Raw genomic sequence first — 16,779 nt, 5'->3', positions numbered from 1 at the left:
GGCACTTTCACTCATATAGCATCAAAAGCCTCAATGCTATCAATAGATAGTCTTTTATTAAGTGCACTCAAACAGTCTTGTACATACAACGAGATAATTGAACCTACGCGATACACTCCGCCTCGATAAGAAAGTGATTGATTAAGCATATCAATCAGTAAGCGTTTTGTATCTTTCGTAAAATCACCTTCAACGTTATCAAATACCAACCGATCGACAATCGGTCTAAATGGTTCCATAAAATCACAGCCAAGATTAAACTGGTTATACTCGCTTCTATGGCAGATGCCAGATTGAGTCAAATAGCCGCGAGCTACAATCTCACGATTTACCGCAGAAAGTAGAATCGCATAACCATAATCAAGCGCTGCATTAATTGGCGTTTCATCATCCCGCGAGAATTCATGCCCAAATAAAGCATGAAAGTATAGGCGAGCAGCGTGAGCCTCTCTATTTGTAGTATCTCCTGACCGAACCTCTGGAATAAGCCCAAACAGCTGTTGTCCTATCTCTTCTCTTGCACGAGCATTAAGAACCTGCGCCTGATGGGTTATCTTATCTCTAACAACACGCTGCCATACACGCTTTTTTGAAGGTTCACTCCATCCAAGCTGTTCAACAACTCGCTTAGGCGTATTGTGAGCGCCATACAAGGGCAAATACTGACCTATAGGATTTCTCTTCTCATCAGAAACAACAAAGGAAACTCAACTTGCAATAAGCTGAGTTTCCTTTGATAAAAGCTTTACCGGGATAGACTTCGTGATCTGCCCAAGAAAATGTAGAAAACGCGGGCGAGATTAAACCAAACTACTCAATAACCTTGTTACCATTCTTCACGTATTGACCGCGCTTAAAGAGCAAGAACAGCAGACCGCCCACAATAGTACCAATAAGGATTGCCACAACCCACATCAAGCCACCATCAACTACGGGCAGTACCAAGAAACCACCATGAGGAGCCGGATCATGTACCCCAAAGAAAATGGTAAGAATGGCACCAATAGAAGAACCAAGCATCATGATGGGCATGACAGGCCAAATGTTCTTGGTCATAAAGGGAATTGCACCTTCAGTAATATGAGTACAACCCAAAATGAAGTTAACCAGGCCGGCATCATGATCTTCTTGCGTAAAGTACTTCTTGCCAAAAAGGACGGCAAAAGTGGTAATCAGTGGAGGAACAATACAAGTCTCTCAATCAACTCTTGACCGCGCTTGTTATGCGCCACAAAGCGGATCTCTCGCAGAGGTTCAGCGCTAGTAGCCGAAATATCGCCAGTGCCTTCGCCGAGATCGGAAGTAGCGGCATCGGTAGCATTAGCATCACCAGCGCCGTCAAGGCGAGAAATAAAAACATCAGCGCGGTCGTCACCGATATCATCGGCAAACTGCTCGCCCCACTCAATCACCGTAGGACCATCGGATTCCATGGCATCAAACAGGCCGATATCATCTAACTGGCTTGAGTCATTCAACCGGTACAAATCAAAGTGATAAAGCGGCATCACACTACCCTCGTACACCATCTCTATCGTAAAGGTAGGGCTTGTCACATCCGCCGTGATACCCATACCCCGCGCAATACCTTTGGTGAACTGCGTCTTTCCCGCTCCAAGATCACCTGTCAGCACCAACACATCGCCGGCCGCGAGAAGCTCTCCGCACTTCTCGCCAAGAGCAATCGTCTCGGCAGTGGAAGAAGATACGAAAATACCGGAGTCAACCATGCGAGGAAGCTTACTCATGCGAGGCCTCCCGTCCCTGAGAAAATGCCTGCTTCGCAGATATCCCCTGTCCTCGAGGAACCCCTTGCTCCGCAGGGATCTCCTGTCCCTTCGGATGCTCTTGGAGCCACTGACCCAAAAGACGCAAGTCATCGGTCAAGAGCGGCTCCCACGCAGGATGGTAGATGGTCGCCGCCGGATGAAACGTCGGCAGCACAACAAAGTGACCCGTCTGATACAGGCGTCCACGCAGAGATGTTACGCCCTTCTCGGTACGCAGAATAAACTGAGACGCAAAGTTACCCAGGCACACAATCGCATCGGGCCAGATGGCGCGAACCTGATTGCGCAGGTACGGAGCGCACGCCTCAATTTCTTCCGGGCGGGGGTTTCTGTTCGAGGGTGGTCGGCATTTAACCACATTGGTAATGAAGATGTCGTCGCGAGAAAGACCTGCCGCCGCAAGATAGCCATCGAGCTTCTTGCCCGCCGCGCCGATAAACGGCCTTCCGCCGAGGTCTTCATTTTTACCGGGTCCTTCGCCGATAAACATAACGCGCGCGTGGGGGTTACCGTCACCAAAGACAATGGTGTTGCGCCCTTCGCAAAGCCGGCAGAGGCGACAATCCCTCATCTGCTCGCGAACCTCTTCAAGTGTAACGGACGAAACGTGTTGAGACGGATTCTCGGACATCTTTTAACCACTTTTCAATCAACCATAATCGAACAAACGATAGTGCACTCATCACGCCGCACTAACCGCGCCTTTCTTCCTGCATTTCATTAAAGGTAAACTTTATCAAGGCGCATACCAAAATCGCATACCACCTCATAGTTTATAGTACCTCTCAGCTTGGCAATCTCATCGGCTGAAATGTACTCATCGCCATCGGCGCCCATAATGGTCACCATGTCGCCTTCTATAACTTCATATCCAGGGCGATACGAACGTGCCCTATTAATGTCAACGGCAAACATAAACTGATCCATGCAGATATTGCCCACCTGGCGCGCGCGCATGCCATCGACCAGCACATCCATCCGGTTGGAAAGACAACGTGCAAGACCGTCGGCATACCCAATGGGAACCGTTGCCACCTGAATGTTCTTTCGAGGAACCCTCCACGTCAAACCGTACCCCACACCGTCACCTACGTTGGGATAGATTGCCCGGGTAACTCGACCGCGAACACTCATCACGGGTTCCAAAGCAATGCGCGGTATCGTGTTTTCTGCAGGATGCAGACCGTACAGTCCAATGCCTATCCGGCACATGTCAAACTGCACATCGGGATGAAGAATCGTGCCCGGCGTATTATCCGCATGCACAAGACCGGTCTCAAGGCCCGCCTCATGAATGACGGACACCGCCTCGGTAAAGCGGTTTACCTGCAGCGCAAAATCCCAGTCGTCGAGCAGATCTGCCGTCGCAAAATGCGTAAACGTACCTGCACATTCAAGACCGCGGTGGAAATCAATGGCACGTCTCAGCTCAAGGGCTTCTTCTCGCCTCACGCCAATACGGGTCATTCCGCTGTCAATGGCCAGGTGGTATTTGCCGACTTTACCCGCGGCAGAAGACGCCTCGCCAAAGCCAAGCGCAAAATCTATCTCATAGACCGACGGCATTAAATCAAAGGTCACAAGGTCATCTATGCTCTCAAGAGGCGGCTGGTTGAGTACAAGAATGGGGTCTTCAATACCCGATTGGCGCAGCGCAATTCCCTCATCGACCGTTGCCACCCCAAACTGATCGGCACCTACACTGCGCAGAGCTTTTGCACAGGCAGCGGCACCATGACCGTAAGCGTCAGCCTTGACTATCGCCATGAATTTTACGCCGCGCGCCAGCTGTGCCTTAAACGCCTTTGCATTGCGTCTGAGCGCTCCAAGGTTAATTTCTGCCCATGCCCATCTGTTATTTGGAAGCCCCATATATGCCTACTCTGCCATCGTATCCACCGGAAACGCAATTTGTTCCTCAATGGTATCAGCGGCAAGTCCAATGGCATCCGAAATATCAGATGCCAAGACCCCGCGTGTACCAAACTTCTCGGCCGCAAGCTGTCCCGCATAGGCATGAACTTCGCACGCAAGAGCGCAGAAAACCGGAAGGTCATCGGAAGCGCCACCTGCAAGCGCCAAACGACCGGCAATGATACCCGAAAGCACGTCGCCTGAACCTGCCGTTGCAAGCGTTGCCGGACCGGGCTTGGGCAAAACCGCTTTCTGAACGCCCACGCACGCGGTTGCCGTGCTCTTTGCAACAATCACGAGTTCAGAGCCACCATCGGCCCAGATGATTTTGCGAGACGCATCAAGCTGCTCAACAAGGCTTGCCGGCGGCGTATCAAGCATGCCCACCAAACGGCCGAGCTCGCGGCGATGCGGCGTCAGAATAAGCGGAGCGGATCTACGGGTTACCTCGGGAAAATCAGGAAGGTTATTGTTGGTCAAACGTGCAATGCAATTAAGCGCATCCGCATCAACAACCAGCGGAAGTCCGGAGTCAATAAGCGAGGACATCACCGCCACGGTACCACCGGACACGCGCATGCCGGGACCGACCAAAGTCACCGTACGCATACCGGCGAGCTCTGCCACCGAAGAAACGGCATCCTCCGTCAGCACGCCCTCGGCGTCGCACGGCAATCCCACCACGGGAATCTCGGGGCATTGAATCTGTACGATAGGCACGATGGCCTCCGGAACCGCCAAGGTTACATATCCTGCTCCCGCACGCGCGGCAGAGCGAGCGGCCATCACGACCGCTCCCGGGAAGCGAGAAGAACCTCCCACCACAAGCACCGAACCACGCGAGAACTTATCGACATCATTAAGTTGTGCCGGAATATTGGTGAGATAATCCTCAAGATCGGTGCGCCATGCCACGGGGTCCGCATCGACTACCAAGCGCTCGGTTTGTTCCGCAAGCGGTGCCACCACAATGGAGCCGCACACGTCACGGCCCGCATCGGCCAAAAGACCCGGCTTGAGAGCAATCATGGTAACGGTCATATCCGCAATGACACACGCGCCTTCCGCGTGACCCGTCTGGGAATCCAAACCCGACGGTACATCCACCGCAAGCACCCGTGCGCCCGATTCGTTAAGCGTCTCAATCCAAATGTCAAAAGGAGCGCGGACTTTTCCGTGAAAGCCGGTGCCCAGCATACAGTCCAAAACGGCATCGGTTGTTGAAAGCAAGTCGGCAAGCTCGGTTTTTGGAGGCCCCACCAGCACCGATACTCCAGAGCGAACCGCGCGCTGTGCCATCTGGCGCGCAAGATCTCCCGAAATCTGATCGGGCTCAATGGGAGTGATGACTTTCACGTTTACGTTGCGAGAACGCAATGCTTCGGCGGCCACCCATCCATCGCCGCCGTTGTTGCCCATACCGGCAAGAATCACCACGTTATCGATGGATCCGCCCAGGTTCAAAACTTCCTGAGCCGCCGCATATCCGGCACGATGCATAAGCTCGGATACGCTTACGCCCACACGGGTGAGAGATACCTCAACACGTTTAATGTCTTCAACATTCAAAACAGGCTGCATGTTTTACTCCTCATGCCTCATCAACGGTATCCATTATAGTTTCTTGCACGCGCTCCAACTCGTCGATTACCGAGCGGGCTTCTTTGAATGACACCGCAAGCGCTTTAGCTGCGTCTTCTTTTTCGTCAGGTTTCGGGCGCACCACATCCGTCACAGCAACCGCATTCGCTACCGCAACGTCACGCGTATGTGAAATGGACAAAGCCACTTCACGAACTCCCTGCTCGCGGGCAACTTCGGCTGCACGACCGGCGAGAAGTACATGCGGACGCCCCGAATCATCCCGTACCACCGAGACGTCCGTTATTCCGACGCCATTACCAAAGCCCAAACCGAGTGCTTTAAGCACGGCCTCGCGCGCGGCAAAACGACCGGCATAGTGCTCAGCCGGCCGTGCGGTATGTTCGCAATACATACGCTCGTCTTCCGTAAACAGACGGCGAATAAAATAAGGCCTCTCATCAAGAGCGTGCTGCATACGCGCAATCTCCAGCATGTCAACGCCAATACCTGCAAGAGCCATACGACACCTGCGCTATGCCATACATTTGAAGGGCTCAAGCGACTTCAGAACAATGTTGTTTGCCTCTTGGCAAAGCCGCTCCGATGACGCCTCTGCAAGCACTCGAATAAGCGGCTCGGTGCCGGATGCGCGCACGAGAACGCGGCCGTCACCCTCCAAGTACTTCTCGGCAGCAGCTATAGCCGCAGTAACGGAGGTGGAACCAATGGCGGCATTCTTATCCGTCACCCGAACGTTTACCAACTGTTGCGGATACAGGCGAACGGGACGGACAAGCTCGGAGAGTTTCTCGCGCTCGGCACGAAGAACTTCCATGATGCGGAGACTCGTCATGATGCCGTCGCCGGTCTTTTCAAGATCGCCAAAAATAATATGGCCGGACTGCTCGCCGCCGAGGCTATACTCGTGTTCATTCATGCACGCATACACGTTTTTGTCACCCACGTCGGTCTTTTCGTAGGAAAGTCCCGCGTCCTCAAAGGCTTTGAACAGCCCAAAGTTGCTCATAACGGTGGTGACGACCGTCTGCTTTGCAAGGCGGCCATATTTATTCAGATAGCAGCCGCACACATACAAGATGAGATCGCCGTCAACCACATGACCGCGCTCGTCAACTGCAAGGCAACGGTCGGCATCTCCGTCGTAGGCAAAACCCACGTCAAGCCCATTTTGCACGACAAAGCGCTGCAGCTGGTCGATGTGCGTGGAGCCGCAGTCTACGTTGATGTTCAGGCCGTTAGGGGCATTATTGATGACATGCGTTTCTGCGCCCAGTGCATCAAAAACAGGGCGAGCAACGCTTGAAGCGGCACCGTTGGCGCAATCAAGGCCAATCTTCATACCCTGGAGGCTAAAGCCACATGACGCAATCAAGCTGGAGATATACCGGTTACGACCCTGCATATAATCAACGGTGCATCCGATTTGCTCTCCGGTGGCGAGAGGAACCTCAAACTTGTTGTCGATATAATTCTCAAGCTGCTCAAGAATTTCCTCTTCCATCTTATAGCCGTCTTTGTTTACCAGCTTGATGCCGTTGTCGGTAAAGGGATTGTGTGAAGCGGTAATCATAACGCCACAATCAAAGGCCCCATCAACAACCTCATAGCTCACGCCCGGCGTTGGGATAACGTGCAAGATATATGCGTCTGCCCCGGAGGCAACAAGGCCCGAGACCAGTGCGGACTCAAACATATAGCTGGAACGGCGCGTATCCTTTCCCAAAATCACACGGGCACGTCGAGCCTGGCGAAGTCCGTAATACCAGCCAATGAAACGGCCGATCTTATACGCATGGTCAACGTTGAGTCCCTCGTTTGCGCGCCCTCTAAAGCCATCGGTACCAAAATACTTCATAGCAGCTCCTTGCTATATCTCATGTCACGCCACCGTGCCGCCTACAACACGGCAATACTTGCATGTTCTTCTCGCTTTTTACCCCGTGCATAAACAGCACAGCGGTATATATATTTTACGTGAAAATGACATCTTGACGGCACAAAAAAGGGTCCATCGTAAAAAACGACAGACCCTTGTACACTTTGAGCAAAACCTTGCTCCCAAAAACCTTAACGCTTTGAGAACTGCGGGCGCTTACGTGCCTTCTTCAGACCGTACTTCTTACGCTCGACCGCGCGAGAATCGCGGGTGAGGTAGCCGGCCTTCTTGAGGTCATCACGATACTCGCCTGCCTCGAGAAGTGCGCGTGCGATGCCCAGACGCAGAGCGCCGGACTGACCGTTGATGCCGCCGCCATCGCAATTGGCGAAAACGTCGAAATGACCAAGGGTATCAGTGATGCGCAGTGGAGCCACTGCGTTATCAACAAGCTGCTGGCGACCAAAGTATGTGGTTGCCTCGCGACCGTTGACGGTTACTTTACCGGTACCGGGAATAAGACGAACACGAGCAACAGCCTCTTTACGACGACCGGTGCCGGTATAAACTGCAGTTTTATCAGCCATCGTTAGTCCTCCAGCTCAATCTTAACGGGATTTTGTGCAGCATGCGGGTGCTCGGCGCCGGTATACACCTTAAGCTTCATACCCTGCTTGCGACCAAGAGTGGTCTTTGGAAGCATACCTTTGACAGCGTGCTCAACCACACGCTCCGGATGCTTTTCCATAGCCTCCTGGAAGGACTCGATCTTCAGACCACCGAGATATCCGGAATGACGCCAGTACTCTTTGTGGTCAGCTTTAACGCCAGTCAAAACTACCTTATCTGCATTGATGATGACAACAAAGTCACCTGTGTCGGCATTGGGCGTGTACTGTGGCTTGTTCTTACCACGAAGAATCATTGCTGCCTTCGTAGCCAAACGACCGAGCGTAGCACCCTCAGCGTCGATGAGCACCCATTTGCGCTCTACCTCGCCAGCCTTGGCAAACTGAGTCGACTTCTTCACTTGACTCCTCCTACAAATGTACAAAATGGCAACTTCTGGACAAGTTACCGATGCTTTTTTATCAGAGATTACGGGGCTCTGTGGAAAAGCCTTAAAAGTATACTCCACTTAGGCGTCAGCAACACGATGAATTTTTGCCCACAACAAAGCTGCGGATTTCTTCAAGACGCTCCGTGGCTTGACGACGACCTTGCAGGTACAGGGTGAGAAGTGCTTCTCCCGAGCGCTCATTGACTTTGACTTCTACCGGTTTTGGAGGGGCTATCACCAAACACTGTCCTTCTCGCTCCAGCTGCCAGAGCTGTTCTCTGCATGCATTGTATCTGTCCGCCCTTGTCTCAAGCGCCTCGAGATAATACGGAAATGCGTCATAGCGATGCGAGCGGATGGTCATCTGCTCGTTGGTTGTTCCTTTTACGTAATTGCGGTCCTGCGTCACAATCACCAGCGCACGCTTTGATACGGGATAGTCTGCGCGAAACCGCGAGCCCGGCAACCGCAGAGCAGATGCAAAGGGGATGGAGTCGGCAGTGCCGCCGTCAAGGTAGCGATGCCCTTCTTGCTCGACCGTTTTTGAAACCAGCGGCATCGATGCCGAAGCCTGCACTTTCCAAATATCTTCCGGCAGAGACTGTACGTGCAGATACGCAGGAGTTCCAAACGTCACATCAGAAGCAACGGCGTACATTTGCATGGGATTGGCGTTGAAGGTATCGCAGTCACATGGATCCAGGTGATTTTGGATTTCCTCATACATGAACTCGCTGCCCGCAATGTTTCCTGTTGTGGCGAGCGACCAAAACGACATGAACCTGCGGTCATCTCTGAACGCGAGCATCACGCGCATGGCGCGACCAATCTGTCGAGATTTGAAGCTTACCGCATTGATGGCGCCCGCGGAAGTTCCCCATACACCAGTGAAGTCAACAATGCCGTGCTCAAGTAAGACATCCAAAACACCCGCGGTAAAAATACCTCGGAAGCTGCCTCCCTCGAGAACGAGAGCGACATCGGGTTGGTGCGTGGCGTTGGGCTGAAGTGCAATGTTAGGTTGGGGCGCAGCGCCGGACTGGGACGCGGCATCGGGTTGGAGCGCAGCACGCACGGCGCGTGTATCACGTGCGCCGTGCGCGACCTCTTGCCGCAATGTCGTATCCACAAGATTGTTCTTCTCGCCACGCGTCTCCATAAAACCTCCGAGTCCTGCTTTACAGAAGTGTACCCTCATGCGCGGCGGGACGCTTGATACTTTTTGAACGCCTCTTGGTACTGTGCGTTTGCGTGCTTGAACCGCTGATTAAAAAGCAGGGTCATCATCAGAAGAATCACGAGGTAGGTTCCTATAAACGAAATCCATGCCTCAAGGATGTTGGGAAGCCAGCGCCCCATCAACGCTAAAACAACGAGCATGGGAAACAGGCACCCGTTAAAGGCCATATAGCGTTGGAAATAGCTTAGGCGCAGAATAATCGGCTGGTAATTGAACCAGATTTGCTGGAACAGGCCCGCTCCAATTCCCGCCACGATAAGCGTCAATATGAGAATATTCTCCTGCGCGTCTCCCAAGTGAGCGAGCAGCGCCACTACAGCGTAAACAAGTGATATGCCCATAAAATACAGTGCCCCCACGAAAAGGCTTTTTCCGAAGCTCTCCTTGAGAGTTTTGCAGGCAGCGTTATCTGCATTTTCGCCGTTATTTTTACGAAGGTTTTCTTGAGCCTGTATCTGTTCGAGTTTCATGATATTCCCTTCTGTCGGTATCGTTGGCTGCCCTACAAAATGCCGATACGTTTCTTGATATCCGACGCATATTTTCTTGATGCAACCAAGTTCTTCTCGCTCAGTGAAAGAAGTATGCGGCCGGATCCTGCCGGGCTGATTCCCGTCACATAATCCAAATTCACCAGTTCTTGGCGAGAAGCGCGGACAAACTCCGTTCCTCTCAGAGCCTCTTCCAGCTCAAAGAGACGACTGTCGCTTTCAAGCACCTCACCTGTTGCGAGATGGATTATGGCCGTGTGATCGCCGGTTTCAATCCACGTAATATCGGCAAGAAATACCACGCGCCGCTTGATGGTTCCGGGAACATATCCCGAGAGTTTCCCGTCCGCCATCTGCAGCTGGCGAACAATTCCCGAGACGCGCTGATCGTCAGGGCCACTTAAAATGGTTACCTCAATTTGCGACCGGCCTTTTTCTTCTACAACGCGAATGTCCATCTTGCATCCCAACACTGAGCGATGTTTATTACTCCATACCTTAAGGCATCTCTAGGATATACGGTTCTGTACACGAGCCATTTAGCGCATACCTGAGATGCACTTTCTGGTAGGTAAAATACCCTTCATGCATCTAATACGGCAATCGACAACAAAAAGTACCGCTTAATCGGTAACAGAAAAGGCATTGCTCAATCGACAACAAAAAGGTACTGCTTGATAAAAACAGTACCTTTTACTGAAGTGATAATATCAAAAACTAAACGTTCTTCTCGGCCTTTACTGAGCTTCTTGGCCTTTACCGAGCTTCTCGGCTCCTAACGAGGTCATGAGCCATATCCGGGCAAATCGTTGCTTACTGCGCAGCCTTTACCTTCTCCCAATCCGCCTTAAAGCTAGCAAGACCCTTGTCGGTAAGTGGGTGCTGAACGCACTTTTTAAGTGCCGCAAAGGGAACGGTTGCGATATCGGCGCCAAGGCGGGCTGCCTGGGTTACATGGTACGGCGTGCGGATGGAAGCCGAAATAATCTCAACCTGATTGTCCACATTCTTGCCGGACCAGTCGTAATTCTGGATAACTTCTACCACGTCAGCCAGCTGTGCCACGCCGTCTTCTCCGACGTCATCAAAGCGGCCCAAGAATGGCGACACATAGCGAGCTCCCGCATTTGCGGCGAGAAGTGCCTGCGGGGCGGAAAAGATGAGCGTCATGTTTACGCGGATACCCTCTGCCGCAAGTGTATGAGTGGCGGCAAGCGCTTCCGGGCAAATGGGAAGTTTTACCACGATGTTTGGAGCAAGAGCAGCAAGACGACGACCTTCGGCAATCATCTCTTCCGTGGTTTCAGCTGTTGACTCAGCGGAAACAGGAAGGCCTTCGCAAAGTTTGGCAATCTTTACCATATGAGGTTCAAAATCCTCAAGCTTGCCTCCTGTTTTTGCATACAGGCTGGGATTTGTGGTGACTCCCGCGAGACATCCCCAACTTTTTGCTTCAGCAATCTCGTCGAGATTTGCCGTATCAATAAAAAACTTCATTTCCGCTCCCTTCATCCTGCATTCTCAATCTCATTTTACCTGCAGTTTATTGATAAACTGTCACGCGCCGTACTATGCTTCCATGATACATGACCTACTTGGCAAGCGCTTCCAAAATACGCGAAGTCGCGCCTTTGAGACGGTAGCATTCAACGTATTGACGCAGCGGTCGTTTGATGTGATCAACCACAAAACGCTAACCGTTGATAGTTCCCACCTGCAGCGCTCTCAAATCGCCGCCTGGTTGAAAAATCACCTGTATCCTGCGCGGCGCACGCTAATCTACGTGCCCAATCAATGGGCGCTGCGTGACGTCTACCTTACCATTATTGAGCAGGGCTATGTGATCCCCGAACGAGTCGGGCTTCTCGGGTTCAATAATACGGACTGGACAGATCTCACCCAATACCCGATTTCAACTACTATCGAACCGGTCTATGAGGAAGGTCATCTTGCCTGTGAAATGCTCCTGCACCAATTAAAAGATCCGGAGACTCCACCAGTTCAAAAGGTCCTTCCCTGTACGGTAAGGTGGCTGAGCTCTACGGTATAAACCAAATGGACCTGTAAGGTAGATCTGCCAAGCTGTGAGGTACTTCTTGCGACCTGTGATGTACTTCTTGCAACTTGTGATGCACATCCTGCGACCTGTGAGGTACTTTTTTGCTTCAAAACAGGGGGCTGTGATGTACTTTTGGCGAGAAAACCGGTCTTCTCGCCATAAAAAAGTACATCACAGCTCTGCAAAAGTGCCTCACAGCTTTTCAAAAGTACATCACAGGTCTGTGTAAGCCGGCTTATATCTGCCGAAAATACGCCAAGCATGCTTCCTACGAGACTGGCGTAGCGCACTGCCGACAGCTTAAAACTGCTGTTATCGGCAGAACTCCTGCACTTTTGCCAAAACACTTGCTTTATCAAGGCCGTACTTTGCGAGCACCTCAAGAGCAGGACCGGACTCACCAAACGTGTCCTCAACACCGATGACTTTCACGGGTACGGGAGCATGCTCAGAAAGCGCCTTACATACCGCGCTTCCCAGACCGCCAATAACGGAGTGCTCCTCAACCGTCACGACCCTGCCGGTCTTTTGTGCGGACGCAACGAGAAGATCGACATCAATCGGCTTGATTGTGTGGATATTGATGACCTCGGCACTTATCCCCACGCGCGCAAGCTCCTCAGCAACTTCCAGAACGGTACCAACCATGAGACCGGTTGCAACAAGAGTAACGTCGGTTCCCTCGCGAAGCACGATGCCCTTACCCACCTCAAACGTATAATCAGGACGATCGTTGATGACAGGAACCGGGAGCCGCCCAAAACGCATGTACACGGGGCCATCGATTTCATACGCGGCATGAACGGCCGCTTCCGCTTCAATGGCATCAGAGGGACTGATGACCATCATACCGGGAATGGTGCTCATAACGGCGAAATCCTCATTGCACTGATGCGTAGCTCCATCTTCACCCACGGAAAGGCCGCCGTGCGTGGCGCCAATCTTAACGTTCAGGTGAGGATAGCCAACGGAATTTCTGATTTGCTCAAAAGCCCGGCCCGACGCAAACATGGCAAACGAAGTGGCAAAGACCGTACGACCGGTAGCGGCAACACCTGCGGCCATACCAATCATGTTGGCCTCGGCAATGCCGCAGTCAATAAAGCGCTCCGGATATGCCTCGCCAAACTTACCCGAACGCGTAGCTTCTGCAAGGTCAGCATCGAACACGAGAAGATCGTCATGGTCACGACCAAGCTCTACAAGAGCCTTGCCGTACGCGTCGCGCGTAGCGATTTTTTTGACTTCTGCCATGGCTACTCGGCCTCCTTCTCAAGTTCAGCCATCCCTTGGGCAAACTGCTCATCATTGGGTGCCTTGCCGTGCCAGCCAACCTGGCCTTCCATAAATGAAACACCCTTGCCCTTAATGGTGTGGGCAACGATAACGGTAGGATGACCCTTCACGGTACGAGCCTCAGAAAAGGCTGCCCGCAGTTGGTCAAAGTCGCTACCATCGGCAACCTCGATAACGTGGAATTTGAACGCCCGGAACTTCTCGCCAATAGGAACCGGTGAGTTGATTTGCTCAAGTGGCCCGTCAAGCTGAAGGCCGTTGTTGTCAATAATAAGCGTAAGGTTATCAAGTTCATGATTGCCGGCAAACATCGCCGCCTCCCAAACTTGACCTTCCTCAATCTCTCCGTCACCAAGAAGCGCGTACGTACGATAGGTGTCACCAAATTTCTTTGCAGCAAGCGCCATACCAACGGCCGTCGAAACGCCCTGACCAAGAGATCCGGTACTCATGTCAACGCCCGGCGTGTCGTTCATATTGGGATGACCCTGCAGGCGGGTATTCAAATGACGGAAGGTCTCAAGTTCCTCTTTTGGAAAGAAACCGCGCTCAGCAAGGACCCCGTAGAGCGCGGGGGTCACATGGCCTTTTGACAGCACAAAACGGTCGCGGTTGGCTTTGTGTGGATCTGCCGGATCCACATTCATTTCTTCAAAATAGAGATAGGTCAGGATATCAGCCGCGGAAAGCGACCCTCCCGGGTGCCCCGATTTTGCGGCATGCGTTGCAACAAGAATGTCCTTGCGGACTTCACGGGCAACATGTTCCAGTTCCGTATTGGTCATGATACCTCCGTATTCAAACGCACTATGCACTGAACTTCTCGCTGAGCTTAGCTTTCAGCTCTTCTTTATCGAGAATGTTGTCGAGAACAACCTTTTCGTTATCAGGAACGCCTGCAATAAAATCGCCAAGATCGCGGCCAACGATAAACAGATCGGCAGCTCCGGGCATAACGTCGGAGACGGTTGAATGCTCAACCTCAACGCCATCGACACCGAGATCTTTAAGGACATCCTGAACGTTCATTTCAACCATGAGGCTTGAACCAAGGCCACTGCCACAGCAGCAAAGAATCTTCTGAATTGCCATTTTTTCTCCTTCTATGATTGGCATATGCCAATGCAGATTTCACGAGTACAATCACGCTCCTTGATGCTATGACCAAGGAGCGTGAAAGAATGTCTTACTTTGTTGTCTTCTCTGCTGTCTCAGATACCTCGTGCTTGGGAGCAACAAGGTTGTAGAGAATTGGGAGCAAGAAGCAAACGATGCAGATGATCGTAAGAATGAGTCCCTGTGCATTAAGTGCAACGTTGCCAAAAATAAGCGCCATGACCGAGAAGTCAGCGTCAGAGAACGTTGCGGACGTAAAGCCCATGCTCGTAAAGACCGGCATACAAAATGCGGGAAGGAAGGTAATGAGCAGACCATGAGCAAACGCGCCGGCAACACAGCCCTTTATACCACCTTCGGCATTACCAAAGACACCAGCCGTAGCACCGCAGAAGAAGTGAGGCACAACGCCAGGAAGAATAAGAGCGAGAGGGACGAGGCTTGCGTTAATGAGACCCAGCAAGATCAAACCAAGAATTCCTCCAACAAAGGAAGACAAAAATCCGAGAATAACGGCATTTGGTGCATAGGTAAACGCAATAGGACAATCGAGCGCAGGCTTTGCACCAGGGACGAGCTTCTCAGCAATACCCTTAAATGCGGGAACAATCTCACCAATGATGAGACGAACACCAGAAAGAATGATATACACACCACCGGCAAAAGAGAGACCGCGCAGAAATGCCCAGACCACCCAGTTTGTGGTGGTCTCAGTACCGACATTAAGCAAATCACCAAGATGCTGGAAACCTGCATATGCAGGATTTGAAGCAAACTCGGCAGCAGAAATACCAGCGGGAACAGCACCCAAAAGACCGCGGCCAACCGCAACACCGGTGATAATAAGGAACATGATAATCATCGTAAGACCGATGGAAACCGTATTGTCACGCAGGAAAATCAGCCGCTTGGAGAACTGGAGTTTCTCGGTACTATTTTCGCGATCAGACGCAAAAAGTTTACCAACCATTCCGGAAAGCCAATATCCAACACCGCCAAAGTGACCAAGAGCAACGGAATCACTGCCGGTTACCTTACGCATGGTCGGCTGACAATATGCTGGCGAGAGAACCATGATGAGGCCCAAGAGACACGCACCTGAAATGTAGAGCATCCAACCGTCAAGGCCTCCGATGTGCAAAATGATGGCGAGCATAGCTGCCATATAAAGCGTATGGTGACCTGTCAGGAAGATATAGTGCATGCGAGAAAAACGTGCAAGAACAATGTTGAGAACCATACCCAGACACATAATGATTGCGGTGGCTTGGCCAAAGTCCTGAAGCGCCATCGAAACGACTGCCTCGTTGTTGGGAACAACTCCCTGCATATTGAAGGCATAATTAAAAATCTCACCAAACGCAAGCAGTGACCCCGACTGAAGGAAACTCGCTCCGGCAGAAAGAACCAAGAAGCCAACAATGGTCTTCAGAGTTCCTTTTACAAGTTCCTCAATCGGTTTCTTCTGAAGCACCAGACCGAGAAGGGCTACAAGGCCAACAAGAATTGCAGGCGTTGATAGCACGTTAACGATAAAGTCTATAACTGGCATATTACGTACTCCTTCCACGTAGGTAACCAACGTAAGACACTATTGCAAAAGGCCTGTATACCTTTGTGCACAAAATACGTTCCATCGGACAGGTTGCCAATGGACTCTTCGGTTTAGGAGCCAACCGTCATATGGCAATACGCTTCATCTGCATTCTGAGATTGAGCAAGAGCTTCAATGTTTTTCGGATCTGCTAGTAGCGTAGCCAGCTCTCGCATTACTTCAATGTGCGAATTTGAGTCCTCAGCGGCAAGCGTTAGCAGCACGCTCGTAGGGGTTTGCCCCTCTTTGAACACAATACCCTTGCGCAAAATAGTAAGCGCAAGCTGTTTTTTAATAACGCCCTGTTCAGGACGGGCATGGAGAAGAGCAAGATTTGGAACAAGAACAAAATATGGACCGAGCTCATGGGCGTTGGTGATGATACCGTCAATATAACGTTCTTCAACATATCCCCCTTTTACCAGAGGGGTAACTGCAATGCGAACGGCGTCTTCCCAGTCCTGTGCCGAATCGATAACCTGAACGTTTTCGAGTTTGAGCATATCTTTGATCTGGCTCATAGCACTTCTCTCTACTCTACGAATCAAAAACGTCTACATAGATATTTTATAAGTATCGCAGAGAAAAGGTTAGACAATTTATCAAATATTCGCTTTGATTCATTTTGTCGTAGCGGACAGGAATATCCACGGAGTAGCGAAGAAGAGATCTAATCAAGAACCAAATCTTCGTCTTAGTTCTATTAAGCTTATATGTAACTATAATATATACCCAAAT

18 protein-coding genes and 2 pseudogenes are annotated in these 16,779 nt (G+C 51.4%); 1 reads left to right on the top strand and 19 read right to left on the bottom strand.

Translation table 11 applies throughout. From position 1 onward, the window contains the following. Positions 1 to 11: 11 nt before the first annotated feature. The 14 genes and pseudogenes from cas1 to ATORI0001_RS04430 all read right to left on the bottom strand — a co-directional run. Positions 12 to 692 (bottom strand): annotated as a pseudogene (gene cas1 / locus ATORI0001_RS04495) (type II CRISPR-associated endonuclease Cas1); the annotation flags it as partial. A gap of 118 nt (positions 693 to 810) precedes the next feature. Then, positions 811 to 1,191, bottom strand: a pseudogene (locus tag ATORI0001_RS07760) (PTS fructose transporter subunit IIC); the annotation flags it as partial. Then, positions 1,173 to 1,748: a tRNA (adenosine(37)-N6)-threonylcarbamoyltransferase complex ATPase subunit type 1 TsaE gene (gene tsaE / locus ATORI0001_RS04485; protein WP_003149022.1), complete on the bottom strand. Its 576-nt coding sequence runs from the start codon at positions 1,746 to 1,748 to the stop codon at positions 1,173 to 1,175. The gene tsaE and the pseudogene ATORI0001_RS07760, both read right to left, overlap by 19 nt. Next, positions 1,741 to 2,421, bottom strand: a complete 681-nt coding sequence (locus tag ATORI0001_RS04480; RefSeq protein ID WP_003149147.1) for a uracil-DNA glycosylase — start codon at positions 2,419 to 2,421, stop codon at positions 1,741 to 1,743. The genes tsaE and ATORI0001_RS04480 overlap by 8 nt, the downstream gene beginning before the upstream one ends. Positions 2,422 to 2,510: 89 nt before the next feature. Beyond that, on the bottom strand, positions 2,511 to 3,662 hold the full coding sequence (gene alr, locus ATORI0001_RS04475) for an alanine racemase (protein WP_003148910.1): 1,152 nt from the start codon (positions 3,660 to 3,662) through the stop codon (positions 2,511 to 2,513). A gap of 6 nt (positions 3,663 to 3,668) precedes the next feature. Next, a complete protein-coding gene (locus ATORI0001_RS04470) occupies positions 3,669 to 5,285 on the bottom strand; it encodes a bifunctional ADP-dependent NAD(P)H-hydrate dehydratase/NAD(P)H-hydrate epimerase (RefSeq protein WP_003149660.1) in 1,617 nt (538 codons plus the stop codon). A gap of 10 nt (positions 5,286 to 5,295) precedes the next feature. Continuing rightward, positions 5,296 to 5,808, bottom strand: coding sequence for a holo-ACP synthase (gene acpS, locus ATORI0001_RS04465; RefSeq protein ID WP_003149474.1), 513 nt, complete (start codon positions 5,806 to 5,808; stop codon positions 5,296 to 5,298). A 12-nt stretch (positions 5,809 to 5,820) separates the two neighbouring features. Then, positions 5,821 to 7,164, bottom strand: a complete 1,344-nt coding sequence (gene glmM / locus ATORI0001_RS04460) for a phosphoglucosamine mutase (RefSeq protein ID WP_003149307.1) — start codon at positions 7,162 to 7,164, stop codon at positions 5,821 to 5,823. Positions 7,165 to 7,376: 212 nt separating this feature from the next. Continuing rightward, complete coding sequence (gene rpsI / locus ATORI0001_RS04455; RefSeq protein ID WP_003149138.1) at positions 7,377 to 7,772, bottom strand: 30S ribosomal protein S9; 396 nt, start codon at positions 7,770 to 7,772, stop codon at positions 7,377 to 7,379. 2 nt (positions 7,773 to 7,774) lie between these two features. Then, complete coding sequence (gene rplM / locus ATORI0001_RS04450) at positions 7,775 to 8,215, bottom strand: 50S ribosomal protein L13 (protein WP_003148895.1); 441 nt, start codon at positions 8,213 to 8,215, stop codon at positions 7,775 to 7,777. A 115-nt stretch (positions 8,216 to 8,330) separates the two neighbouring features. Then, positions 8,331 to 9,404 (bottom strand): patatin-like phospholipase family protein, encoded by a 1,074-nt coding sequence (locus tag ATORI0001_RS04445; protein WP_003149614.1) that lies wholly within the window; start codon positions 9,402 to 9,404, stop codon positions 8,331 to 8,333. Positions 9,405 to 9,439: 35 nt separating this feature from the next. Beyond that, positions 9,440 to 9,955: a DUF3021 family protein gene (locus ATORI0001_RS04440; RefSeq protein WP_003149440.1), complete on the bottom strand. Its 516-nt coding sequence runs from the start codon at positions 9,953 to 9,955 to the stop codon at positions 9,440 to 9,442. Positions 9,956 to 9,987: 32 nt separating this feature from the next. Then, the gene (locus ATORI0001_RS04435; protein WP_003149158.1) at positions 9,988 to 10,434 is read right to left on the bottom strand and encodes a LytTR family DNA-binding domain-containing protein; all 447 of its coding nucleotides are present in this window, start codon (positions 10,432 to 10,434) and stop codon (positions 9,988 to 9,990) included. Between the two features lie 355 nt (positions 10,435 to 10,789). Then, positions 10,790 to 11,473 carry a transaldolase family protein gene (locus tag ATORI0001_RS04430; RefSeq protein ID WP_003149362.1) on the bottom strand — a complete coding sequence of 228 codons (684 nt, stop codon included), beginning with the start codon at positions 11,471 to 11,473 and terminating at the stop codon, positions 10,790 to 10,792. A gap of 82 nt (positions 11,474 to 11,555) precedes the next feature. On the opposite strand from ATORI0001_RS04430, the gene ATORI0001_RS07755 reads away from it, so the two are divergent. Beyond that, the gene (locus tag ATORI0001_RS07755) at positions 11,556 to 12,026 is read left to right on the top strand and encodes a substrate-binding domain-containing protein (protein ID WP_081450673.1); all 471 of its coding nucleotides are present in this window, start codon (positions 11,556 to 11,558) and stop codon (positions 12,024 to 12,026) included. A gap of 321 nt (positions 12,027 to 12,347) precedes the next feature. Here ATORI0001_RS07755 and ATORI0001_RS04420 read toward each other — a convergent pair whose 3' ends face one another. The 5 genes from ATORI0001_RS04420 to ATORI0001_RS04400 form a co-directional block, all read right to left on the bottom strand. Beyond that, on the bottom strand, positions 12,348 to 13,289 hold the full coding sequence (locus ATORI0001_RS04420; protein WP_003149225.1) for a transketolase family protein: 942 nt from the start codon (positions 13,287 to 13,289) through the stop codon (positions 12,348 to 12,350). Positions 13,290 to 13,291: 2 nt separating this feature from the next. Continuing rightward, positions 13,292 to 14,116: a transketolase gene (locus ATORI0001_RS04415; RefSeq protein WP_003149263.1), complete on the bottom strand. Its 825-nt coding sequence runs from the start codon at positions 14,114 to 14,116 to the stop codon at positions 13,292 to 13,294. A 22-nt stretch (positions 14,117 to 14,138) separates the two neighbouring features. Next, the gene (locus tag ATORI0001_RS04410; RefSeq protein WP_003149617.1) at positions 14,139 to 14,423 is read right to left on the bottom strand and encodes a PTS sugar transporter subunit IIB; all 285 of its coding nucleotides are present in this window, start codon (positions 14,421 to 14,423) and stop codon (positions 14,139 to 14,141) included. 94 nt (positions 14,424 to 14,517) lie between these two features. Further along, on the bottom strand, positions 14,518 to 15,999 hold the full coding sequence (locus ATORI0001_RS04405) for a PTS ascorbate transporter subunit IIC (protein ID WP_003149029.1): 1,482 nt from the start codon (positions 15,997 to 15,999) through the stop codon (positions 14,518 to 14,520). Between the two features lie 113 nt (positions 16,000 to 16,112). After that, on the bottom strand, positions 16,113 to 16,562 hold the full coding sequence (locus ATORI0001_RS04400; RefSeq protein WP_003149219.1) for a PTS sugar transporter subunit IIA: 450 nt from the start codon (positions 16,560 to 16,562) through the stop codon (positions 16,113 to 16,115). Between the last annotated feature and the right edge of the window lie 217 nt (positions 16,563 to 16,779).

This window comes from Lancefieldella rimae ATCC 49626, assembly GCF_000174015.1.
Lineage (GTDB): Bacteria > Actinomycetota > Coriobacteriia > Coriobacteriales > Atopobiaceae > Lancefieldella > Lancefieldella rimae.
This window is presented reverse-complemented; position numbering and strand designations above follow the sequence as displayed.

Coding starts and splice junctions, on each gene's coding strand:
- alr (WP_003148910.1), bottom strand. CDS start 3,662: ATGGGGCTTCCAAATAACAGATGGGCATGGGCAGAAATTAACCTTGGA.
- ATORI0001_RS04430 (WP_003149362.1), bottom strand. CDS start 11,473: ATGAAGTTTTTTATTGATACGGCAAATCTCGACGAGATTGCTGAAGCA.
- tsaE (WP_003149022.1), bottom strand. CDS start 1,748: ATGAGTAAGCTTCCTCGCATGGTTGACTCCGGTATTTTCGTATCTTCT.
- rpsI (WP_003149138.1), bottom strand. CDS start 7,772: ATGGCTGATAAAACTGCAGTTTATACCGGCACCGGTCGTCGTAAAGAG.
- ATORI0001_RS04445 (WP_003149614.1), bottom strand. CDS start 9,404: ATGGAGACGCGTGGCGAGAAGAACAATCTTGTGGATACGACATTGCGG.
- ATORI0001_RS04420 (WP_003149225.1), bottom strand. CDS start 13,289: ATGGCAGAAGTCAAAAAAATCGCTACGCGCGACGCGTACGGCAAGGCT.
- ATORI0001_RS07755 (WP_081450673.1), top strand. CDS start 11,556: ATGATACATGACCTACTTGGCAAGCGCTTCCAAAATACGCGAAGTCGC.
- ATORI0001_RS04410 (WP_003149617.1), bottom strand. CDS start 14,423: ATGGCAATTCAGAAGATTCTTTGCTGCTGTGGCAGTGGCCTTGGTTCA.
- glmM (WP_003149307.1), bottom strand. CDS start 7,164: ATGAAGTATTTTGGTACCGATGGCTTTAGAGGGCGCGCAAACGAGGGA.
- ATORI0001_RS04480 (WP_003149147.1), bottom strand. CDS start 2,421: ATGTCCGAGAATCCGTCTCAACACGTTTCGTCCGTTACACTTGAAGAG.
- ATORI0001_RS04470 (WP_003149660.1), bottom strand. CDS start 5,285: ATGCAGCCTGTTTTGAATGTTGAAGACATTAAACGTGTTGAGGTATCT.
- ATORI0001_RS04435 (WP_003149158.1), bottom strand. CDS start 10,434: ATGGACATTCGCGTTGTAGAAGAAAAAGGCCGGTCGCAAATTGAGGTA.
- ATORI0001_RS04400 (WP_003149219.1), bottom strand. CDS start 16,562: ATGAGCCAGATCAAAGATATGCTCAAACTCGAAAACGTTCAGGTTATC.
- ATORI0001_RS04440 (WP_003149440.1), bottom strand. CDS start 9,955: ATGAAACTCGAACAGATACAGGCTCAAGAAAACCTTCGTAAAAATAAC.
- ATORI0001_RS04415 (WP_003149263.1), bottom strand. CDS start 14,116: ATGACCAATACGGAACTGGAACATGTTGCCCGTGAAGTCCGCAAGGAC.
- acpS (WP_003149474.1), bottom strand. CDS start 5,808: ATGGCTCTTGCAGGTATTGGCGTTGACATGCTGGAGATTGCGCGTATG.
- ATORI0001_RS04405 (WP_003149029.1), bottom strand. CDS start 15,999: ATGCCAGTTATAGACTTTATCGTTAACGTGCTATCAACGCCTGCAATT.